At 67.5% G+C, this 14,954-nt stretch carries 14 protein-coding genes; 7 read left to right on the top strand and 7 right to left on the bottom strand.

Annotated features, from left to right (window positions below; all coding sequences use genetic code 11):
• The 4 genes from B3446_RS20010 to B3446_RS19995 all read right to left on the bottom strand — a co-directional run.
• On the bottom strand, positions 1-276 hold a 276-nt coding region (locus tag B3446_RS20010; protein ID WP_291384394.1), incomplete at its 3' end, for a FecR/PupR family sigma factor regulator.
• On the bottom strand, positions 273-782 hold the full coding sequence (locus tag B3446_RS20005) for a sigma-70 family RNA polymerase sigma factor (RefSeq protein ID WP_291384393.1): 510 nt from the start codon (positions 780-782) through the stop codon (positions 273-275). The genes B3446_RS20005 and B3446_RS20010, both read right to left, overlap by 4 nt.
• 147 nt (positions 783-929) lie before the next feature.
• A complete protein-coding gene (locus B3446_RS20000; RefSeq protein ID WP_291384391.1) occupies positions 930-1,940 on the bottom strand; it encodes a Bug family tripartite tricarboxylate transporter substrate binding protein in 1,011 nt (336 codons plus the stop codon).
• Positions 1,941-1,985: 45 nt separating this feature from the next.
• Complete coding sequence (locus B3446_RS19995; protein ID WP_291384389.1) at positions 1,986-3,128, bottom strand: mandelate racemase/muconate lactonizing enzyme family protein; 1,143 nt, start codon at positions 3,126-3,128, stop codon at positions 1,986-1,988.
• A gap of 82 nt (positions 3,129-3,210) precedes the next feature.
• Between B3446_RS19995 and B3446_RS19990 the strand changes: the two genes are divergently transcribed.
• Both B3446_RS19990 and B3446_RS19985 read left to right on the top strand, forming a co-directional pair.
• The gene (locus B3446_RS19990) at positions 3,211-4,107 is read left to right on the top strand and encodes a LysR family transcriptional regulator (protein ID WP_291384387.1); all 897 of its coding nucleotides are present in this window, start codon (positions 3,211-3,213) and stop codon (positions 4,105-4,107) included.
• A gap of 29 nt (positions 4,108-4,136) precedes the next feature.
• A complete protein-coding gene (locus B3446_RS19985; protein ID WP_291384385.1) occupies positions 4,137-5,771 on the top strand; it encodes a thiamine pyrophosphate-binding protein in 1,635 nt (544 codons plus the stop codon).
• 82 nt (positions 5,772-5,853) lie between these two features.
• On the opposite strand, the gene B3446_RS19980 is transcribed toward B3446_RS19985, so the two are convergent.
• Positions 5,854-7,035 (bottom strand): MFS transporter, encoded by a 1,182-nt coding sequence (locus tag B3446_RS19980; protein ID WP_291384383.1) that lies wholly within the window; start codon positions 7,033-7,035, stop codon positions 5,854-5,856.
• 282 nt (positions 7,036-7,317) lie between these two features.
• On the opposite strand from B3446_RS19980, the gene hisD reads away from it, so the two are divergent.
• The 5 genes from hisD to B3446_RS19955 all read left to right on the top strand — a co-directional run bounded on the left by hisD (position 7,318) and on the right by B3446_RS19955 (position 12,293).
• The gene (hisD, locus tag B3446_RS19975; protein ID WP_291384381.1) at positions 7,318-8,637 is read left to right on the top strand and encodes a histidinol dehydrogenase; all 1,320 of its coding nucleotides are present in this window, start codon (positions 7,318-7,320) and stop codon (positions 8,635-8,637) included.
• Positions 8,634-9,401 (top strand): SDR family NAD(P)-dependent oxidoreductase, encoded by a 768-nt coding sequence (locus tag B3446_RS19970; RefSeq protein ID WP_291384379.1) that lies wholly within the window; start codon positions 8,634-8,636, stop codon positions 9,399-9,401. Before hisD ends, B3446_RS19970 begins: the two co-directional genes overlap by 4 nt.
• The gene (locus B3446_RS19965) at positions 9,398-10,411 is read left to right on the top strand and encodes a LacI family DNA-binding transcriptional regulator (protein ID WP_291384377.1); all 1,014 of its coding nucleotides are present in this window, start codon (positions 9,398-9,400) and stop codon (positions 10,409-10,411) included. The genes B3446_RS19970 and B3446_RS19965 overlap by 4 nt, the downstream gene beginning before the upstream one ends.
• Positions 10,412-10,492: 81 nt before the next feature.
• Positions 10,493-11,479 carry a Bug family tripartite tricarboxylate transporter substrate binding protein gene (locus B3446_RS19960; RefSeq protein ID WP_191577831.1) on the top strand — a complete coding sequence of 329 codons (987 nt, stop codon included), beginning with the start codon at positions 10,493-10,495 and terminating at the stop codon, positions 11,477-11,479.
• A gap of 25 nt (positions 11,480-11,504) precedes the next feature.
• Positions 11,505-12,293 carry an HpcH/HpaI aldolase family protein gene (locus B3446_RS19955; RefSeq protein ID WP_291384374.1) on the top strand — a complete coding sequence of 263 codons (789 nt, stop codon included), beginning with the start codon at positions 11,505-11,507 and terminating at the stop codon, positions 12,291-12,293.
• 2 nt (positions 12,294-12,295) lie between these two features.
• Here the strand turns inward: B3446_RS19955 and B3446_RS19950 are convergent, their stop codons facing one another.
• Both B3446_RS19950 and B3446_RS19945 read right to left on the bottom strand, forming a co-directional pair.
• Positions 12,296-13,192: a glycerophosphodiester phosphodiesterase gene (locus B3446_RS19950; protein WP_291384372.1), complete on the bottom strand. Its 897-nt coding sequence runs from the start codon at positions 13,190-13,192 to the stop codon at positions 12,296-12,298.
• Positions 13,182-13,391, bottom strand: a complete 210-nt coding sequence (locus B3446_RS19945; protein ID WP_291384370.1) for a hypothetical protein — start codon at positions 13,389-13,391, stop codon at positions 13,182-13,184. The genes B3446_RS19950 and B3446_RS19945 overlap by 11 nt, the downstream gene beginning before the upstream one ends.
• Positions 13,392-14,954: the final 1,563 nt, after the last annotated feature.

Raw genomic sequence — 14,954 nt, 5'->3', positions numbered from 1 at the left:
CGGGGCGAGCACGCCCAGTCCCAGCGCCGCGCGCAGCAAGGCTCGGCGGCCCTGGCGTTTGCGGGTGGCGCGCAGCACGCGATGTCCGATGGGGGCGGGCAGGCCTTCGAATGCGCCCAGCACCTGTTCGGCGCGGGCCCAGGCCTGCGTGTGGGCCTCGCCCTGCGCCAGCCAGCGTTCGAACGCGCGTCGGGTGTCCGCGTCGGCGGTCTCGTAGCGCAGTCGGATGACCCAGTCGGCGGCTTCCTCCAGCAATAGATCGCCAGGCGCGTTCATGCGGCGGCCGTCATGCACGCCATCAAGGCCTTGCGCAGATGGCGTCGCACCGTGATCACGGGTTTGCCAGTTTGTTGGGAGATTTCCTGCAGCGTCAGCCCGTCCAGCTGCGCCAGCAGGAACATCTCGCGCGTGACAGCGGGCAGGCGCTGCAGCATGGCGTCGATCGCCACCAGCGTCTGCACGATCATGAGGCCCGTTTCTGGAGACGGCACCTGCGGTTCGGGCAGGTGGGCGATGGCATCCAGATAGGCCTGTTGCACCGCGCGGCGGCGCCAATGGTCGACGAGCAGGCCCTTGGCAATATGCGTGATCAGCGCGCGCGGCTCCTCGCGCAGCACGGGCGGCCGACGCGCGGCCATCAGCCGCACGAACGTGTCCTGCGCCAGATCGGCCGCGTCGCCGCTGTCGCCCAGCTTGCGATGCAGCCAGCCTTGCAGCCAGCCATGGTGATGGCGATAGAGCTGCTCGACCGCGGGGAGGGAAAGGGAGTCGGTAGATTGCAAGATGCCCAGCAGTCTACCGAATGCGAATAAGAAATACTATTAATTGGGTCGAGGGGACGGGGCCAGCGCGGCTTGCGCGCAGCAGGCGTCTGTTGTGCGGGCCGCAATCCTGCAATCGAGATGCAGCATCTGCCGACAGACCGCACCTCAGTCCATCTTCAGCCCCGCGGTTTTGGCGACCGTTGCCCATTTCTGAATCTCGCCGGTAATGAACGCGGTGAAGTCCTGAGGGCTGCGCAAGGTGACGGCGTTGCCGGTGGCCTTCAGCGGCTTGATCACTTCCGGGTCGGTCAGTGCGGCACGGGTGGCCTCAGACAAGCGGTCGCGTATGGCGTCCGGCAGGCCGGCCGGCGCGGACAGCCCCGTCCACGACACAGCGTCGAAATCCGGAAAGCCGGATTCGGCGACCGTCGGCAGATCAGGAAAGAGCAGGCTTCTTGAGGCGCCGGTCGAGGCTAGCACGCGCAGCTTGCCTGCGCGGACATGCGGCTCCAGGGTGTCAGCGACCATGACCAGGATGGGGACCTGCCCGCCGATGACGTCGGTCACCGCCTGCGAGGCGCCCTTGTAGGGGATGTGTTGCACCTTCAGGTCGGCCCGTTGCTTCAGGAGTTCGAAGGCAAGGTTGCCGGAAGAGCCGGCGCCCGGGCTGGCGTAGTTGTACTTGTCCGGCGATTGGCGAAGCAGACGCACCAGTTCCGCGAGCGTCTTGGCCGGAAACTCGGGGTTCACGGCAATGACGTTTGGACTGGAGGTGATGCTGCTGATATGGGTGAAGTCCTTGAGCGGGTCGTACGGCATGGACGCATACAGAGCGGCGTTGGCCGCGTGGGTGCCCACGCCGGACATCAGCAGGGTGTAGCCGTCCGGCTTGGCGCGTGCGACAAATGCCGAACCGATATTGCCGCTGGCGCCCGCGCGGTTTTCCACGATGACAGACTGGCCGAGCTGCGTGGACAGCGCGCGAGCCAGGATCCGCCCCGTGACGTCGGTGGTGCCGCCTGGTGGAAACGGCACGATCAGCGTGATCGGCTGGCTGGGCCAGGCGTCAGCAGCATGTACGGGGGGCGCGAACGCGGCTGGCAGGGCCAGCGCCGCAAGCAATGCGGAAAAGCGGCGGCGCGACAGCCGTGCGCGGTTGCCATTGAGGTTGTGCATGTTGTCTCCTGTTCTGGTTTTGATAGGGGGCGTGCAGGCGGCGTGTCAGGGTTCGATGCGCCAGTGCTGCACGGTCCAGGGCTCGAACTGGTCCGGCGTGAAATCCATGCCGAGGCCTGGGCCGTCGGGTACCGCCGCATATCCGTTAGCCTGAATCGCCGGGCCGGCCAGCGCGATGAGCGGGTTGCCGGTGACGTCGTATTCCACGAAGGGATAGTTGGCCCACGCGCCGCCGCGCGACGGCATCTGTGTCGCCGCGATCTGCAGCGAGGCCAGAAAGTTGATGGCGGTGCCGAAGGCATGCGGCATGACGGCGATATCCCGGCTTTCCGCCAGGGCCGCGACCTTGCGATAGCCCGTGAAGCCGCCGCATACGCCTAGGTCCGGTTGCAGCACACTGACGGCGCCGGCGCGCAGGAAGGCGTCGAAGCCGGCCAAGCTGCCAATCGCTTCTCCGCCGGCAATGGCGCAGGCCGTTGCCTGGGCGGTGGCGGCGTAGCCGTCCAGGTTCTCCGGCGCGACGGGCTCTTCGATCCACAGCGGGCGCGCCGGTTCAATCAGCGCTGCGGCCAGACGCGCCGCCGCCGTGCCGTAGCCCTGGTTCATGTCGAGCATGAAGTCAGCGTCCGGGCCGATCAGCGCGCGCACGTGCTGCGCCATGACGGCATCCGCCTGCGGAGAGACTCCCGCGCGCGGCTTGACCGCCTTGAATCCCTGGCTGAGCAGCGATTCGATCTCAAGGGGATAGTTGCCATAGGGATCATCGCCCTCGGCAATGAAGGGGCCGCTGGCGTAGCACGGCAGTTCCCGCCGCACTGCGCCGCCCAGCATCTGCGCGATGCTCACGCCGTGTGCGCGGGCCGCGATGTCATGCAATGCCATGTCCAACGCGGAGATCGCCATCATCGCTGGCCCGCGCTTGTCATAGCCGATGCGCGGCACCAGGTCGGCGTAGATCGCGCCGTGATCAAGCGGCGACCGGCCGCACACGATCGGGCCAAGTTGCTGCTGGATCAAGGCCGCCGCTGCCCACGGCGAGGAGAAGACTTCCCCCCATCCGCGCAGTCCGTTGTCGGTGCGAATTTCCAGCGCCAGAAATTCCCGTTTGCGCATGAACGTGCGCGCGTTGCCGAGCGGCACCCCGGGTGTATAAGCCAGGTGGTAGCCGTTGATCTGAGTGACTTTCAAAATGGATGCCGAGCTGATTGGGATCGGTCCAGTTTGGCGCTCGAGTAGCATACGGTCAAATACATAGCCGATGCTGTTTCATATGAAATCCCTTATACGTCCGCGCGAGATGGAACTGGTGGCCGCGATCTGCCGCACGGGGTCGGTGACCCAGGCCGCAGAGGCATGCAGCCTCACGCAGCCGGGCGCCAGCGCCATGCTCAAAGAGCTGGAAGTCCGGGTGGGGGCGACGTTGTTTTCGCGGCGCCACCGCCGGCTGGAGCTGACGGCGGCCGGGCAAGCCTTGCTGCCCGAGATCACGCATGCGTTGGCGGCGCTGGATGCCGTCGACAAGCTTGCGCAAAGCCTGGGGAACCGCCGGCGCGAGCAACTGGTCATCGGCACGGTGTCCGCCACGGGCGCGAGCGTGCTGCCGGCGGTGCTCAAACAGCTGCAGGACGCGGATCCGCTACTGTCGGTGGTGCTGCGCGTGGGAACCGCTGCTGAAGTCGTCGAAATGGCCATCGCGCAACGCATCGACCTGGGCGTCATCCTTGGGGCGGGGGCGCATCAGCACGCCAACTTTGAAAAGATCGCGGACCTGGGCCTGGTTTGCGTCGTGCGTCCGGATCACGCGTGGGCGTCGCTGCCGGCGATCACCGTAGATATGCTGGCGTCGGAACGGTTCATCGGTCACAGCCGGCACCTTCCGGTCGGCGCGCTGACGGCGCAGGTGCTGGAGGAGGCTGGCCTGTCTTGCCGCCCCGCGATTGAAGTGATGCAGTTCTCCGCGGCGTGCGCGCTGACGGATGCAGGGTGCGGTCCGGCTGTGCTGGAAAGTGTGACGGGGGAATATGCCCGTCGTTTGGGTTTGGTCCCAGTTCCCCTGAATGCAGGAAGAACGCTTTCGCTCAGCCTGGTATGGCCGCAGGGAAGGGGCATGAGCGGCGGCGCGCGATTCGTCAAGCATGCGCTGTCGCAAGCGCTGTCGGTGGCATAAGTCCAAAACACAATTTCAAGGAGACGCACGTGCTGGGTTCTGAACTGATCATCCGCTCGCTTCGCCGTCGGGGCGTCACCACCATCTTCAGCCTGTCGGGCAATCAGATCATGCCGCTCTACGATGCGTGCATCGACGCCGGCATCCGCATCGTTCACGTGCGGCACGAAGCGGCTGCCGTCTACATGGCCGATGCGTGGTCGCAGATCACGGGCGAGCTCGGCGTGGCCATGGTCACGGCGGCGCCGGGCCTGACCAATGGGCTCGCGCCGCTGTACTCGGCTTCGCAGGCGGAAAGCCCGGTGCTGCTTATCTCGGGCGATTCGTCGGTGTCGGAAGATGGCTCGGGTGCGTTCCAGGAGCTGGACCAGGTCGCCATCACCCGGCCATTGACCAAGTTGTCGGTGCGTCCGCAGTCCGCGGCAGAACTTTGCCCCGCGCTTGAAGATGCCATGACGCAGGCGCTTGCGCCTCGTCGCGGCCCTGTCCACGTGGCGCTTCCGTTTGATCTGCTGACTGTCGAATCGGGCATCGCGGATCTGCCCGAGGCGCCCGCAGATCGGCTGGCTGTCGCGCCGGATGCGGCGCATGTGGGTCAACTGGCTGAACTGTTGAATGCCGCCCGCCGCCCGTTGGTATTGGGGGGACCGACGAGCGCGCGGTCGCACGGCCGTTCCGCCCGGGCGGCCGCGGAAGCCGCGCTGGGCCTGCGCATCATTCCGATGGAAAGCCCGCGCGGGCTGAAGGACCCCTCGCTGGGCACGTTGGCCGGCATCATGCCAAGCGCGGATCTGATCGTTCTGGCGGGAAAGTGCCTGGACTTCACGCTGGGATTCGGCGGCACGGGCGCGATTGGCGACAATGCACGCGTCGCGGTGATCGACCCGGATCCCGCGATGCTGGAACGCGCGGGCCGTCTCCTCGGCGAGCGTCTGGTGTTGGCGTTCCAAGCCGACCCGGTTGCGGCGCTAGCCGCGATACGGGCGGGGCAAGCGTCGGCCGAGCGTCTGGCGTGGCAGGAACAGGTGGATGACGCGCTGCGTAGCCGGACGATCCAGGCGCCGTCCGCGCCTGTCGAGGGAGCGCTGGGCCCGCGCGCGCTGTGCGAGGCCGTGCAGGCATTCCTGGCGTCCGCGCCGGATCCGATCCTGATCTGCGACGGCGGCGAGTTCGGCCAGTGGGCGCAGGCGTTCTGCCAGGCGCCGGTACGCATCATCAACGGCATGTCCGGCGCGATCGGGGCAGGCGTCTGCTACGCGATCGCCGCGAAGATCGCACGGCCCGAAGCCACGGTGGTCGTCATGATGGGCGACGGCACCGCCGGCTTTCACTTGATGGAGCTGGATACGGCGGTGCGCGAAGGCGCGGCGGTCATTGCGGTGATCGGCAACGACCTGCGCTGGAACGCCGAGCATCTGATCCAGATGCGCACCTATGGTCCGCAGCGGCTGATCGGCTGCGAGCTTTCACCGACCGCGCGGTATCACGACGTGGCGTCTGCGCTGGGCGGCGCGGGCTTTGCGGCACGCGACGTGGATGGTCTGGCCTACGCGTTGAAGGGGGCCGCCGACAGCGGTCTGCCAGCCTGCATCAATGTATCGCTGGCGGGCGAGGCCGCTCCGGTTTTCAACGCGGGATTGATGGCGTCGACGAGCGGACATTGAGCGGTGAGCTGGTCAGTGTCCGCGAAAATCGCGCGCCCTCGGTGGCTGGCGGATCAGCACATCTTGCCAGCGAAGGCGGGCGCTATGCCGACGCCCGCCGCGGCAGCCACCGCCAGAACACCCCCGCCGCCACCAACCCCAACGTTCCCACGCCAAACGACGCGCCACCCAGCGACAACAACGCCGTCAGCGCCGACAGCGCCACCGGCCCGCCGCTCGCACCCAGATCGGCCATGAACCGCCAGATACCCAGAAACTGCGTGCGCGCGCCGGGCGGCGCGGCATCCGCGCCCAGCGTCATCACGATGCCCGACCCGATGCCGTTGCCAAAGCCCAGCAGCAGCGACACCAGGATGAAGCTCGTCACCCCGCTGGTCAGCGGGATCGCCATCAAGCTCAAGCCCATCAACAGCGTGCACGGCAACGCCACCCACAAGCGGCCGCGCTGGTCCATGACCTTGCCGGCGGGATAGAACACCGACATGTCGACCGCCGCAACCAGGCCATAAACAAGCGACGTGGTGGTGGCGTCCAGCCCAAGATGGTCTGCCCACAGCGGTATCACCACCTGACGCGACGCGCGCAGCGCGCTGATCAGCATCACGCCGACCCCCAGCGTGGCGTACACGCCGCGATGATCGCGCGCGACTTCGCCGATGCGTGCGCGCGGCGCGCCGGTGGTCTTGGTGTGCGAGGGTTCGATGTCGGGCGCCTTGATGGCGATGATTCCCGCGCCGAGCATGGCGCAGACGGCAATCCAGTACGCGCCGTCCAGCCCGATGAAGTGAATCAGCGCCGCGCCCGCGAAGGGGCCGATGAAGGTGCCGATGCGCGTTGTGCCGCCCAGCGTGGACAGGGCGCGCGCGCGGTACGTCAGCGGCACGACCTCGATCATGTAGCTTTGGCGCGCCAGCTGGAACACCGATTGCGCGCAGCCCTGCATCAGCATGGCCAGCGCCAGCACCCAGAGATGCGGCACGCCGATCACCAGCAGCAGACCAGCCACGCTCAACAGCGCGGCGCCGGCCATGGCGCGCTTTTCGCCGAAGCGCTCGGTGATCAGCGCGGACGGTATGTTGGAGAGCAGCGAGCCGACGCCGATGAGCGCGGCGATGAGACCTGCGGCTGCGAATGACGCGCCTTGTTCCCGCGCGGTGAGCGCGATCACGGGAAGAATGGCGCCGTTGCTGATGCCGTATAGCAGCGACGGGCCGAACGCCGGCACGGCGATCTGCTTCAGATTGAACGATTCGGGATGCGACATGAGGGGAGGACGTGAGCACGGCCGCTTGCCGTCCGCCTCGCGTTTGCGCGTGGGCCGGCCCGGCGGTCATCGATGCGGAATCCCGTGAGTGTAGCGAAAGCGCCCGGCGCCCGGCTGTCGGCAGCCTGACAGCGCATCCGCGATTGCGGGGCGATCCCGCGCAAGTGGAAGCGAGGGTCGGCGTGTGCGCGATCTCCGGGTTTCTCCCTATTTGCATACGTATGCAAGGATTTGAAAGTGCGCTCCATCGATGAACTTTCAACGCTTGCAGGACCCGAGACCATGATCCGTTATCTGAAGCGCGGCCGGACCGCCGCCGTCAAGACCGACGACGACGCCAAGGTGCGCGCCACCGTCGAAGACATCATCCGCGACATCGAAACCCGTGGCGACGACGCCGTGCGCGATTACAGCCGCAAGTTCGACAACTGGGACCCGGCGGACTTCCGCCTGTCGCGTGCCGAGATCGAAGCGGCGCGCAAGCAGTTGTCGGCGCGCGAGATCGAGGACATTGCGTTCGCCCAGAGCCAGGTCCGCAACTTTGCGCAGATCCAGCGCGACTCGATGCGCGACGTCGAAGTGGAAACCTATCCCGGCGTGGTCCTGGGCCACAAGCACGTGCCGATGAACGCGGTGGGCTGCTACATCCCGGGCGGCAAATATCCGCTGCTGGCCTCGGCGCACATGAGCGTCCTGACCGCCAAGGTGGCGGGCGTCAAGCGCATCGTGTCCACGGCGCCGCCGTATCAGGGCAAGCCGCATCCGGCCATTGTGACCGCGATGGACATGGCGGGCGCCGACGAGATCCTGGTGCTGGGCGGCGTGCAGGCCGTGGTGGCGATGGCGGTGGGCACGCCCAGCGTGGCGCCCGTGGACATGCTGGTCGGCCCGGGCAACATGTTCGTGGCAGAGGCCAAGCGGCAGTTGTACGGCCGGGTCGGCATCGACCTGTTCGCAGGGCCGACCGAGACGCTGGTGATCGCCGACGACAGCGTGGATGGCGAGCTGTGCGCCGTCGATCTGCTGGGTCAGGCGGAACACGGCCCCACGTCTCCCGCGGTGCTGCTGACCACCAGCGAGCAACTGGCGCGCGACACGCTGGCCGAAGTCGAGCGCCAGCTGTCGATACTGCCGACGGCCGGCATCGCGGCCAAGGCGTGGGCCGATTGCGGCGAGGTCATCGTCTGCGACAGCGATGAGGAAATGCTGCAGGTGGCCGATGACCTGGCGTTCGAGCACGTGCAGGTCATGACGCGCGATCCCGATTACTTCCTGAACCGGATGACGAACTACGGCGCGCTGTTTCTGGGACCGCGCACCAACGTCAGCTTTGGCGACAAGGTGATCGGCACCAACCACACGCTGCCGACGAACCGCAACGCCCGCTACACCGGCGGCCTGTGGGTGGGCAAGTTCTTGAAGACCTGCACCTATCAGCGCGTGCTGACGGACGAGGCCAGCGCGGCGATGGGCGAGTATTGCTCCCGCCTGTGCCACATGGAGAATTTTGCGGGCCACGGCGAACAGGCCAACATCCGCGTGCGCCGCTATGGCAATCGCCCCGACCTGCCGTGGTATCGGCCGGTGGAGGCCCAGGCATGATTGCGCTGCCCAAAGGACCGGACTTCCGCCTGGACGGACGCCGCGCCCTGGTGACGGGCGGCAGCGGCGGCATCGGACTGGCGGCGGCCGCCGCGCTGGGCCGCGCGGGCGCGCATGTGACGGTGGCGGCCCGGCGCGAGCCGGAACTGGCGCAAGTGTGCGAAGCCTTGCGGGCCGAAGGCATCGGCTGTGCGCCGCTGGTGCTGGACGTGACGGATTCCGCCGCCGTAGACCAGGCGGTCGCGCGCGCCGAGCCCTTTGACATCCTGGTCAACAACGCGGGCATGAATCGTCCCAAGCCGCTGGTCGAGCAGTCCGACGAGGACATTGACGCCGTGCTCGACCTGAACGTGAAGGCGGCTTTCTATACCAGCCGGGCCGTGGCGCGCCGCCTGCTGCAGGAGGGCCGTGCAGGGTCCATCGTGAATGTGTCGTCGCAGATGGGGCACGTGGGCAGTCCGCGGCGCACGCTGTATTGCGCCAGCAAGCACGCGCTGGAAGGCATGACGCGCGCTTTGGCGTGGGAGTTGGGCGCAGCGAACATCCGTGTCAACACCGTGTGCCCGACCTTCATCGAAACACCCATGACGGCGGGCATGCTGGAGCAGCCCGGCTTTCGGGACTGGGTGTGTGCGCGCAACGCGCTGGGCCGCGTCGGCCGTCTGGACGAGGTGATGGGCGCCGTCGTGTTTCTGGCCAGTGACGCATCCAGCCTGATGACCGGAAGCGCGCTGATGCTGGATGCAGGATGGACCGCGGCATGAGGACGGCGCCGCGCGCGCAGGACGTGGCGGATCTGGCGCAAGTGTCGCAGTCCGCCGTCAGCCGCACGTTCACGCCGGGCGCCAGCGTGTCCGAAGAGACGCGGCGCAAGGTGCTGGCGGCCGCGCAGAAACTGGGCTATCGGCCCAACGCGCTGGCGCGCAGCCTGATTACCCGCCGCAGCCGCATCGTCGCATTGGTGATGAGCTATCTGGAAAACCAGTTCTACCCGCTGGTGATTGAGCGGCTGTCGCAGAAGCTGCAGAAAGAGGGCTATCACGTGCTGATGTTCATCGCAGAGGTGGACGAGGCGGCCGACGGCGTGCTGGCCGAGATCCTGCAATACCAGGTCGATGGCATCGTCATGGCGTCTGCCATGCTGTCGTCCAACGTGGCGCGCAGTTGCGCAGAAGTTGGCGTGCCGGTGGTGCAGTTCAATCGGGTGTCCATCCTGGGCGGCCTGGCACGTCACGCCAGCAGCTCGGTCACGTCCGACAACTATGCGGGCGGCCAACTGGTGGCGCGCCTGCTGGTGGCGCGCGGCTACCGGCGCTTTGGATTTCTGGCGGGGCTGGAGGATTCGTCGACCAGCATCGAACGCGAACGGGGCTACCGGGACGCGTTGACCGAGTTGGGCCACGACGTCGCCTGCCGCGAAGTGGGCCACTACGACTTCGATCTGGCGCAGGCCGCCGTGCGGAAGATGTTTGCCGCCAATGCGCCGGACGCGCTGTTTGCCGGCAATGATCACATGGCGATTGCGGCGCTGGATGTGCTCCGTCAGGAGCTGGGCCTGCGCGTGCCGGAGGACGTGGCCGTCGTGGGCTTTGACGATGTGCCGCAGGCGGCCTGGGGCGCGTATCGCCTGACGACCGTGCGTCAGCAGGTCGAACCCATGGTGGACGCCACTGTCGCCCTGCTGCGCGAACAGATGCAGGCCGAGCTGCGGCCGCGCGACATCGTGATTCCCTGCAGCCTGGTTGAACGCGCGACGGTCCGGGCGGGGCCCTGAAGATTCGCTATTCCCCTTTTTCCGGCACTACCCAATGAAAGCGCGCACAGACCGCGCTCATCGACTCCAGGAGACAAACGCATGCGCAGCATTTTTGTACGCACCCTGACCGCCGTCGCGGCCATCGGGTTGACCGCCGGCTTGGCCCACGCCCAAGGCGGCGCGCCCGCCTGGCCGACCAAGAACATCCGATACATCGTGCCGTTCTCGCCGGGCGGCGTGTCCGACGGCGTCGCACGTCTGATGGCCGAGCAGTTGAGCGCTCGTCTCGGGCAGTCAGTCATCGTCGAGAACAAGCCGGGCGTGTCCGGCATTGTGGGCACGCAACAGGTGGCGCGCGCCGAGCCCGATGGCTACACCATCGTGGGCGGCACCATCACCACGCATGCCGTCAATCCGTTCTTCATCAAGTCGCTGGGCTATGACCCGGTCAAGGACTTCACGCCCGTCAGCCTGGTGGGCATGGTCAGCAACGCATTGGTGGTGCGGGCAGACAGCCCGTTCAACACAGTGCAGCAGGTGATCGATGCCGCGCGGGCCGATCCGGACGGGCTGACGTACGGCACGGCCGGCGCGGGCACATCGCAGCATCTGTCGGGGCAGCTCTTTCAATCGATTTCCAATACACGCTTGCGCCAGATCGTCTACAAAGGCGGATCGCAGTCGATGGTGGACCTGATCGGCGGACAGATCGACATGGTGTTTGAAACGGTCGCGGCCGCGCGTCCGATGATCGATGCCAAGCGGGTGAAAGTGCTGGGCGTTACATCGGCCACGCCGCTGGCGGATCTGCCGGGCGTCAAGCCGCTGGCCGAACTGGGCTTGCCGGGCTTTGCGATGCAATCGTGGCAGGGCATCTTTGCACCGGCGGGCACGCCCGCGCCGGTGGTGGAGCGGCTGGGACGCGAGATTGCGGCCATCGTCAACAGCCCGGACGTGCGCGCCAAGCTGCTGACGTTGGGCGTGGCGCCCGACGGCCGCGGCTCGGCAGAGTTCTCGCAGTTCCAGCGCAGCGAAATCGATAAATGGGGCAAGGTGATCAAGGACGCCGGCATCCAGGCCGACTGACCCCGCCCCGACACAGGAGACTTGCATGACCGATCCCCGCTTCCCGCTGGACGGCCGTCTGCCGGACATGCTGCGCAGTGGCAAGCCGCTGCGCGGCCTGTTCAACGGATTGCCCAGCCCGGCCATCGTCGAGATGTGTGCGTATGCCGGCTTCGATTTCATCATCCTTGACAACGAGCACGGCAGTGCCGATTTCGGCATGACCGAGCACATGCTGCGCGCCGCACGCGCCACGGGCATCGTGCCGATCGTGCGCTGCTTCGAGCAGGATCTGCCGCGCATCCTGGACATGGGCGCAAGCGCCGTGCAGGTGCCCATGGTGGAAAGCGCCGAGCAGGCGCGGCGCCTCGCCGGCATGATCCACTATCCGCCAGTGGGCCGCCGCGGCAGCGCCTTCAGCACACGCGCCGCGGGTTACGGGGCATTCGGCGGCGCCGGGCACACGCAGCGCAGCAATGACGGCATCGGCTTCATCGCCATGATCGAAACGTCCGAGGCCATTGCGGCGGCGGGCGAGATTGCGGCCGTGGACGGCGTGGATGCAGTGTTCATCGGCCCCAACGATCTGGCGCACGCAATGGGCCACGGCAGCGACTGGAATGCCGCACCCGTGCAACGCGCCATCGAGGCCGGGCTGCGCGCGATCGCCGGGGCAGGCAAGTGTTCCGGCATCATCGCGCTGACGCCGCAGGACGAGGAAAAGTACGGGGCCATGGGCGCGCGCTATTTCGCCAACGTGTCGACCAGCATCATCACGCGGGCGCTGGCGCAGGCCGCGTCGGCGGGACGCGAGGCGAAGCCCCCCGCCTATTGACGCTATCCGCCCACCGCCCGGCAGAACGCCTGCGCATCGCCGTCGATGATGACGCCGGACGGCAGATAGCCTTCGCGCTGCTTCGTGGCGCGCAGCTGCTGCGCCAGCGCCGCATCGCCGCCCACCGCGTACACGAAGACGCGCACGGATTGCGCGGCGGCGTCGCGCAGCAGTTGCGGGTTGGCGGACAGCGTCAAGGCGTCCACGTGCACGCCCACCGGCGCGCCGACGGTGGCGGCCAGATTGGCCAGCCACTGGCGCGTCAGCTTGGGGGCGGTGGCGCGCTGCGACACATACTTGCCGAGGGGGCTTGCGCCCAGGGACTCCGCGTGGCGCGGGTCGAAAACGATCAGGCCCAGATAGCCCTGCCGGTCGGTGCCGCGCACGCAGCGCAGCGCCTCGGGAAAGGCGGACGTGATCATCCAGTTGCCGTGCGGCAGCGCGGCCTTCATGCCGGCGACCAGCTTGGAAACCGGCGCGCAGTCGCGGTAGACGACCTTCAGTTCCGCATTGAAGGTCTTGGCGGGCTGCGCGGCGGCGACGCGCAGCGCATCGGTCAGGAACGGCGGGGGCGCTCCGCCGCCCGCGCCCGTCAACTTGGCGTCGCGCCATTGGTCGCTGGACAGTTGCAGCACGGCCTTGCGTCCGACGCCGCTTACCGTCCTGCCGGTCAGCAGGTCGTGGTGCAGCACCCAGACGCCGTCCTTCAGACGCTGCATGTCGATTTCGACGCCGTCCCACGCGCCGGCGTAAGCCGCACGAATCGAGGCCAACGAGTTCTCGGGCAGCGCGGGCGCGCCGCGATGCGCATGCACCTGCATGCCCAGGCACGCGGCGCTGGCGCGGGACCAGGGCAGGGCGGCGGCCAGCAGCGCGGCGATCAGACGGCTAGCTCGCATCGCCGTGGTATCCGAACCGGAAGCCGCCCAGCACCGTCGTGCGCACGGCTTCGTTGAAAGGATAGGTGTAGGCCTGGCCCACGACGATCACATGCGCCACATTGGCCAGCACGCGGCGCCGCAGCGCCTGACCGATCGACTCGTCATCGCGCCCGCCTTCCACGCGCGACATCTGCTGGAAGAGTTCGCTTTGCGTCACGCCGTTCTGCATGAACGAGAACGCCGTCCAGACGCAGGCCAGCGTCAACACCAGCGCCAGGCCGGCCGCGCGCTNNCGCGCGCGTGGCGGTGCGCCCCGGCTGCTGGCCGGCGGGCGTGCGCAGCCAGACGACGAGTTTGACGATCAGGTAAAGCAGCTTGCCGAAGTGGCCCACCGCACCCAGCAGCGAGAACAGCAGCGCAACCGGCGGCACGATGGCCGCGCGCGCGGCGTCCTGGCCCAGCTGTTGATGCTGGCCGCCGCGCGCAAAGTCCGCGCTGCTGGCGGAAAAGCGCGGCATGGCTTCGTCCACGGCCCGGTCCAGCATGCCGTCGTACAGCCGCTTGAAGCTGGCGGCGTCGGTGTAGTTGGGCGCGACGCTCATGGTGGCCGGCACCATCAAGGTCTGGCGCAGCAGCTTCTGCACGCCGGGGCGCGCCACGAAGTCTTCGTACGACAGGCCGGGCGGAATGGCATCGCCCTCGACATGCACGGTGCGGCTGCGCATGGTCTTCCAATATTGCTGCGCGACCGCTTCATTGAAGGTGGCGCGGTCGTGCGGCTGCCAGCCGGCCGGCACGGGAATGCGCTTGCGCACGTCCTGCACCACGCGGCCTTGGTAGCGGGCCGGCACGCTGTCGGGCGTCCAGCCACGGCGCGACAGGTTGCGGCGGTAGTCGCCCCACGCACGATCCTGTTCGCGCGCAAGGCCGATGTCTGATGGGACAGGCACGCCGGCGTATTTCTTCCAGCGCTCGGCCACGGACTGCATCACGCTGGTGTAGACCTGGTGATAACCGCGGATGCCCGGGGACGTCATGCGGACTTCCCGGTCGTCGAAGGTGAAGGTCTTCATCTGGCGCTGCAGGTCGGTGCGGATGACCTGGCGCTTCTTGGGTTCGACCTTCTCGTCCAGATTGTCGATGTTGGACAGCAGCACCTGGAACACCGCCAGGAACGCCTTGCCCTCGGGCCGCGCGTAAACGCCGTCGTCCACCAGCCCATCCAGATGCAGGTCGCCCTGAACCAGCGAGCGTTGCAGCAGCCCGGCGTTGGTGGCGATGCGGCGGAACTCGCCGTCGCGCGAGTCGACCAGCACGTTCACCATCATCTTGATGGCGCTGAAGACGAGCAGCGCGGTCACGACGCAGGCCACGGCGATCTTCAGATACGACGGCCGGCCGCCGGTGGCAAGCCGCCGGGTCAGCATCAGCTGCAGCACCACCAGCGCGGCGGCGACGCCGGACAGGGTGCGGCCGAAGAACTCCAGTTCCTCGATATCGTGCGGCGTGGCGCGGCTGCCCACCACGTCGAGCAGCCGGGCGTTGAAGCCGAGTTCAAAACTGAGGTAGATGACCGTCAGGACGATCAGGAACAAAATCTGGCGAATCTGGGCCTGGCGCACGATCAATCCCTCAGGTCCAGACGGGTCGAGGTGATTTCCTCTTCGGGCAGGTCCAGCTTGGCGGGTGTGCGCGATGCGGCGCCCGAGCGGGGTGTTGCGGGCGCGTCGCCCGTGGACACGCGCTGCGGGGGCGGCGGCACGACGCGGCCAGCGGATGC

Source organism: Achromobacter sp. UBA5777 (assembly GCF_002418565.1).
Taxonomy (GTDB): Bacteria; Pseudomonadota; Gammaproteobacteria; order Burkholderiales; family Burkholderiaceae_B; genus Achromobacter; species Achromobacter animicus.
This window is presented reverse-complemented; position numbering and strand designations above follow the sequence as displayed.

What these genes read in the sequence shown, in the direction of transcription:
- B3446_RS20000 (WP_291384391.1), bottom strand. Translation starts at nt 1,940, where the DNA reads ATGCACAACCTCAATGGCAACCGCGCACGGCTGTCGCGCCGCCGCTTT.
- B3446_RS19990 (WP_291384387.1), top strand. Translation starts at nt 3,211, where the DNA reads ATGAAATCCCTTATACGTCCGCGCGAGATGGAACTGGTGGCCGCGATC.
- B3446_RS19980 (WP_291384383.1), bottom strand. Translation starts at nt 7,035, where the DNA reads ATGTCGCATCCCGAATCGTTCAATCTGAAGCAGATCGCCGTGCCGGCG.
- hisD (WP_291384381.1), top strand. Translation starts at nt 7,318, where the DNA reads ATGATCCGTTATCTGAAGCGCGGCCGGACCGCCGCCGTCAAGACCGAC.
- B3446_RS19970 (WP_291384379.1), top strand. Translation starts at nt 8,634, where the DNA reads ATGATTGCGCTGCCCAAAGGACCGGACTTCCGCCTGGACGGACGCCGC.
- B3446_RS19965 (WP_291384377.1), top strand. Translation starts at nt 9,398, where the DNA reads ATGAGGACGGCGCCGCGCGCGCAGGACGTGGCGGATCTGGCGCAAGTG.
- B3446_RS19960 (WP_191577831.1), top strand. Translation starts at nt 10,493, where the DNA reads ATGCGCAGCATTTTTGTACGCACCCTGACCGCCGTCGCGGCCATCGGG.
- B3446_RS19955 (WP_291384374.1), top strand. Translation starts at nt 11,505, where the DNA reads ATGACCGATCCCCGCTTCCCGCTGGACGGCCGTCTGCCGGACATGCTG.
- B3446_RS19950 (WP_291384372.1), bottom strand. Translation starts at nt 13,192, where the DNA reads ATGCGAGCTAGCCGTCTGATCGCCGCGCTGCTGGCCGCCGCCCTGCCC.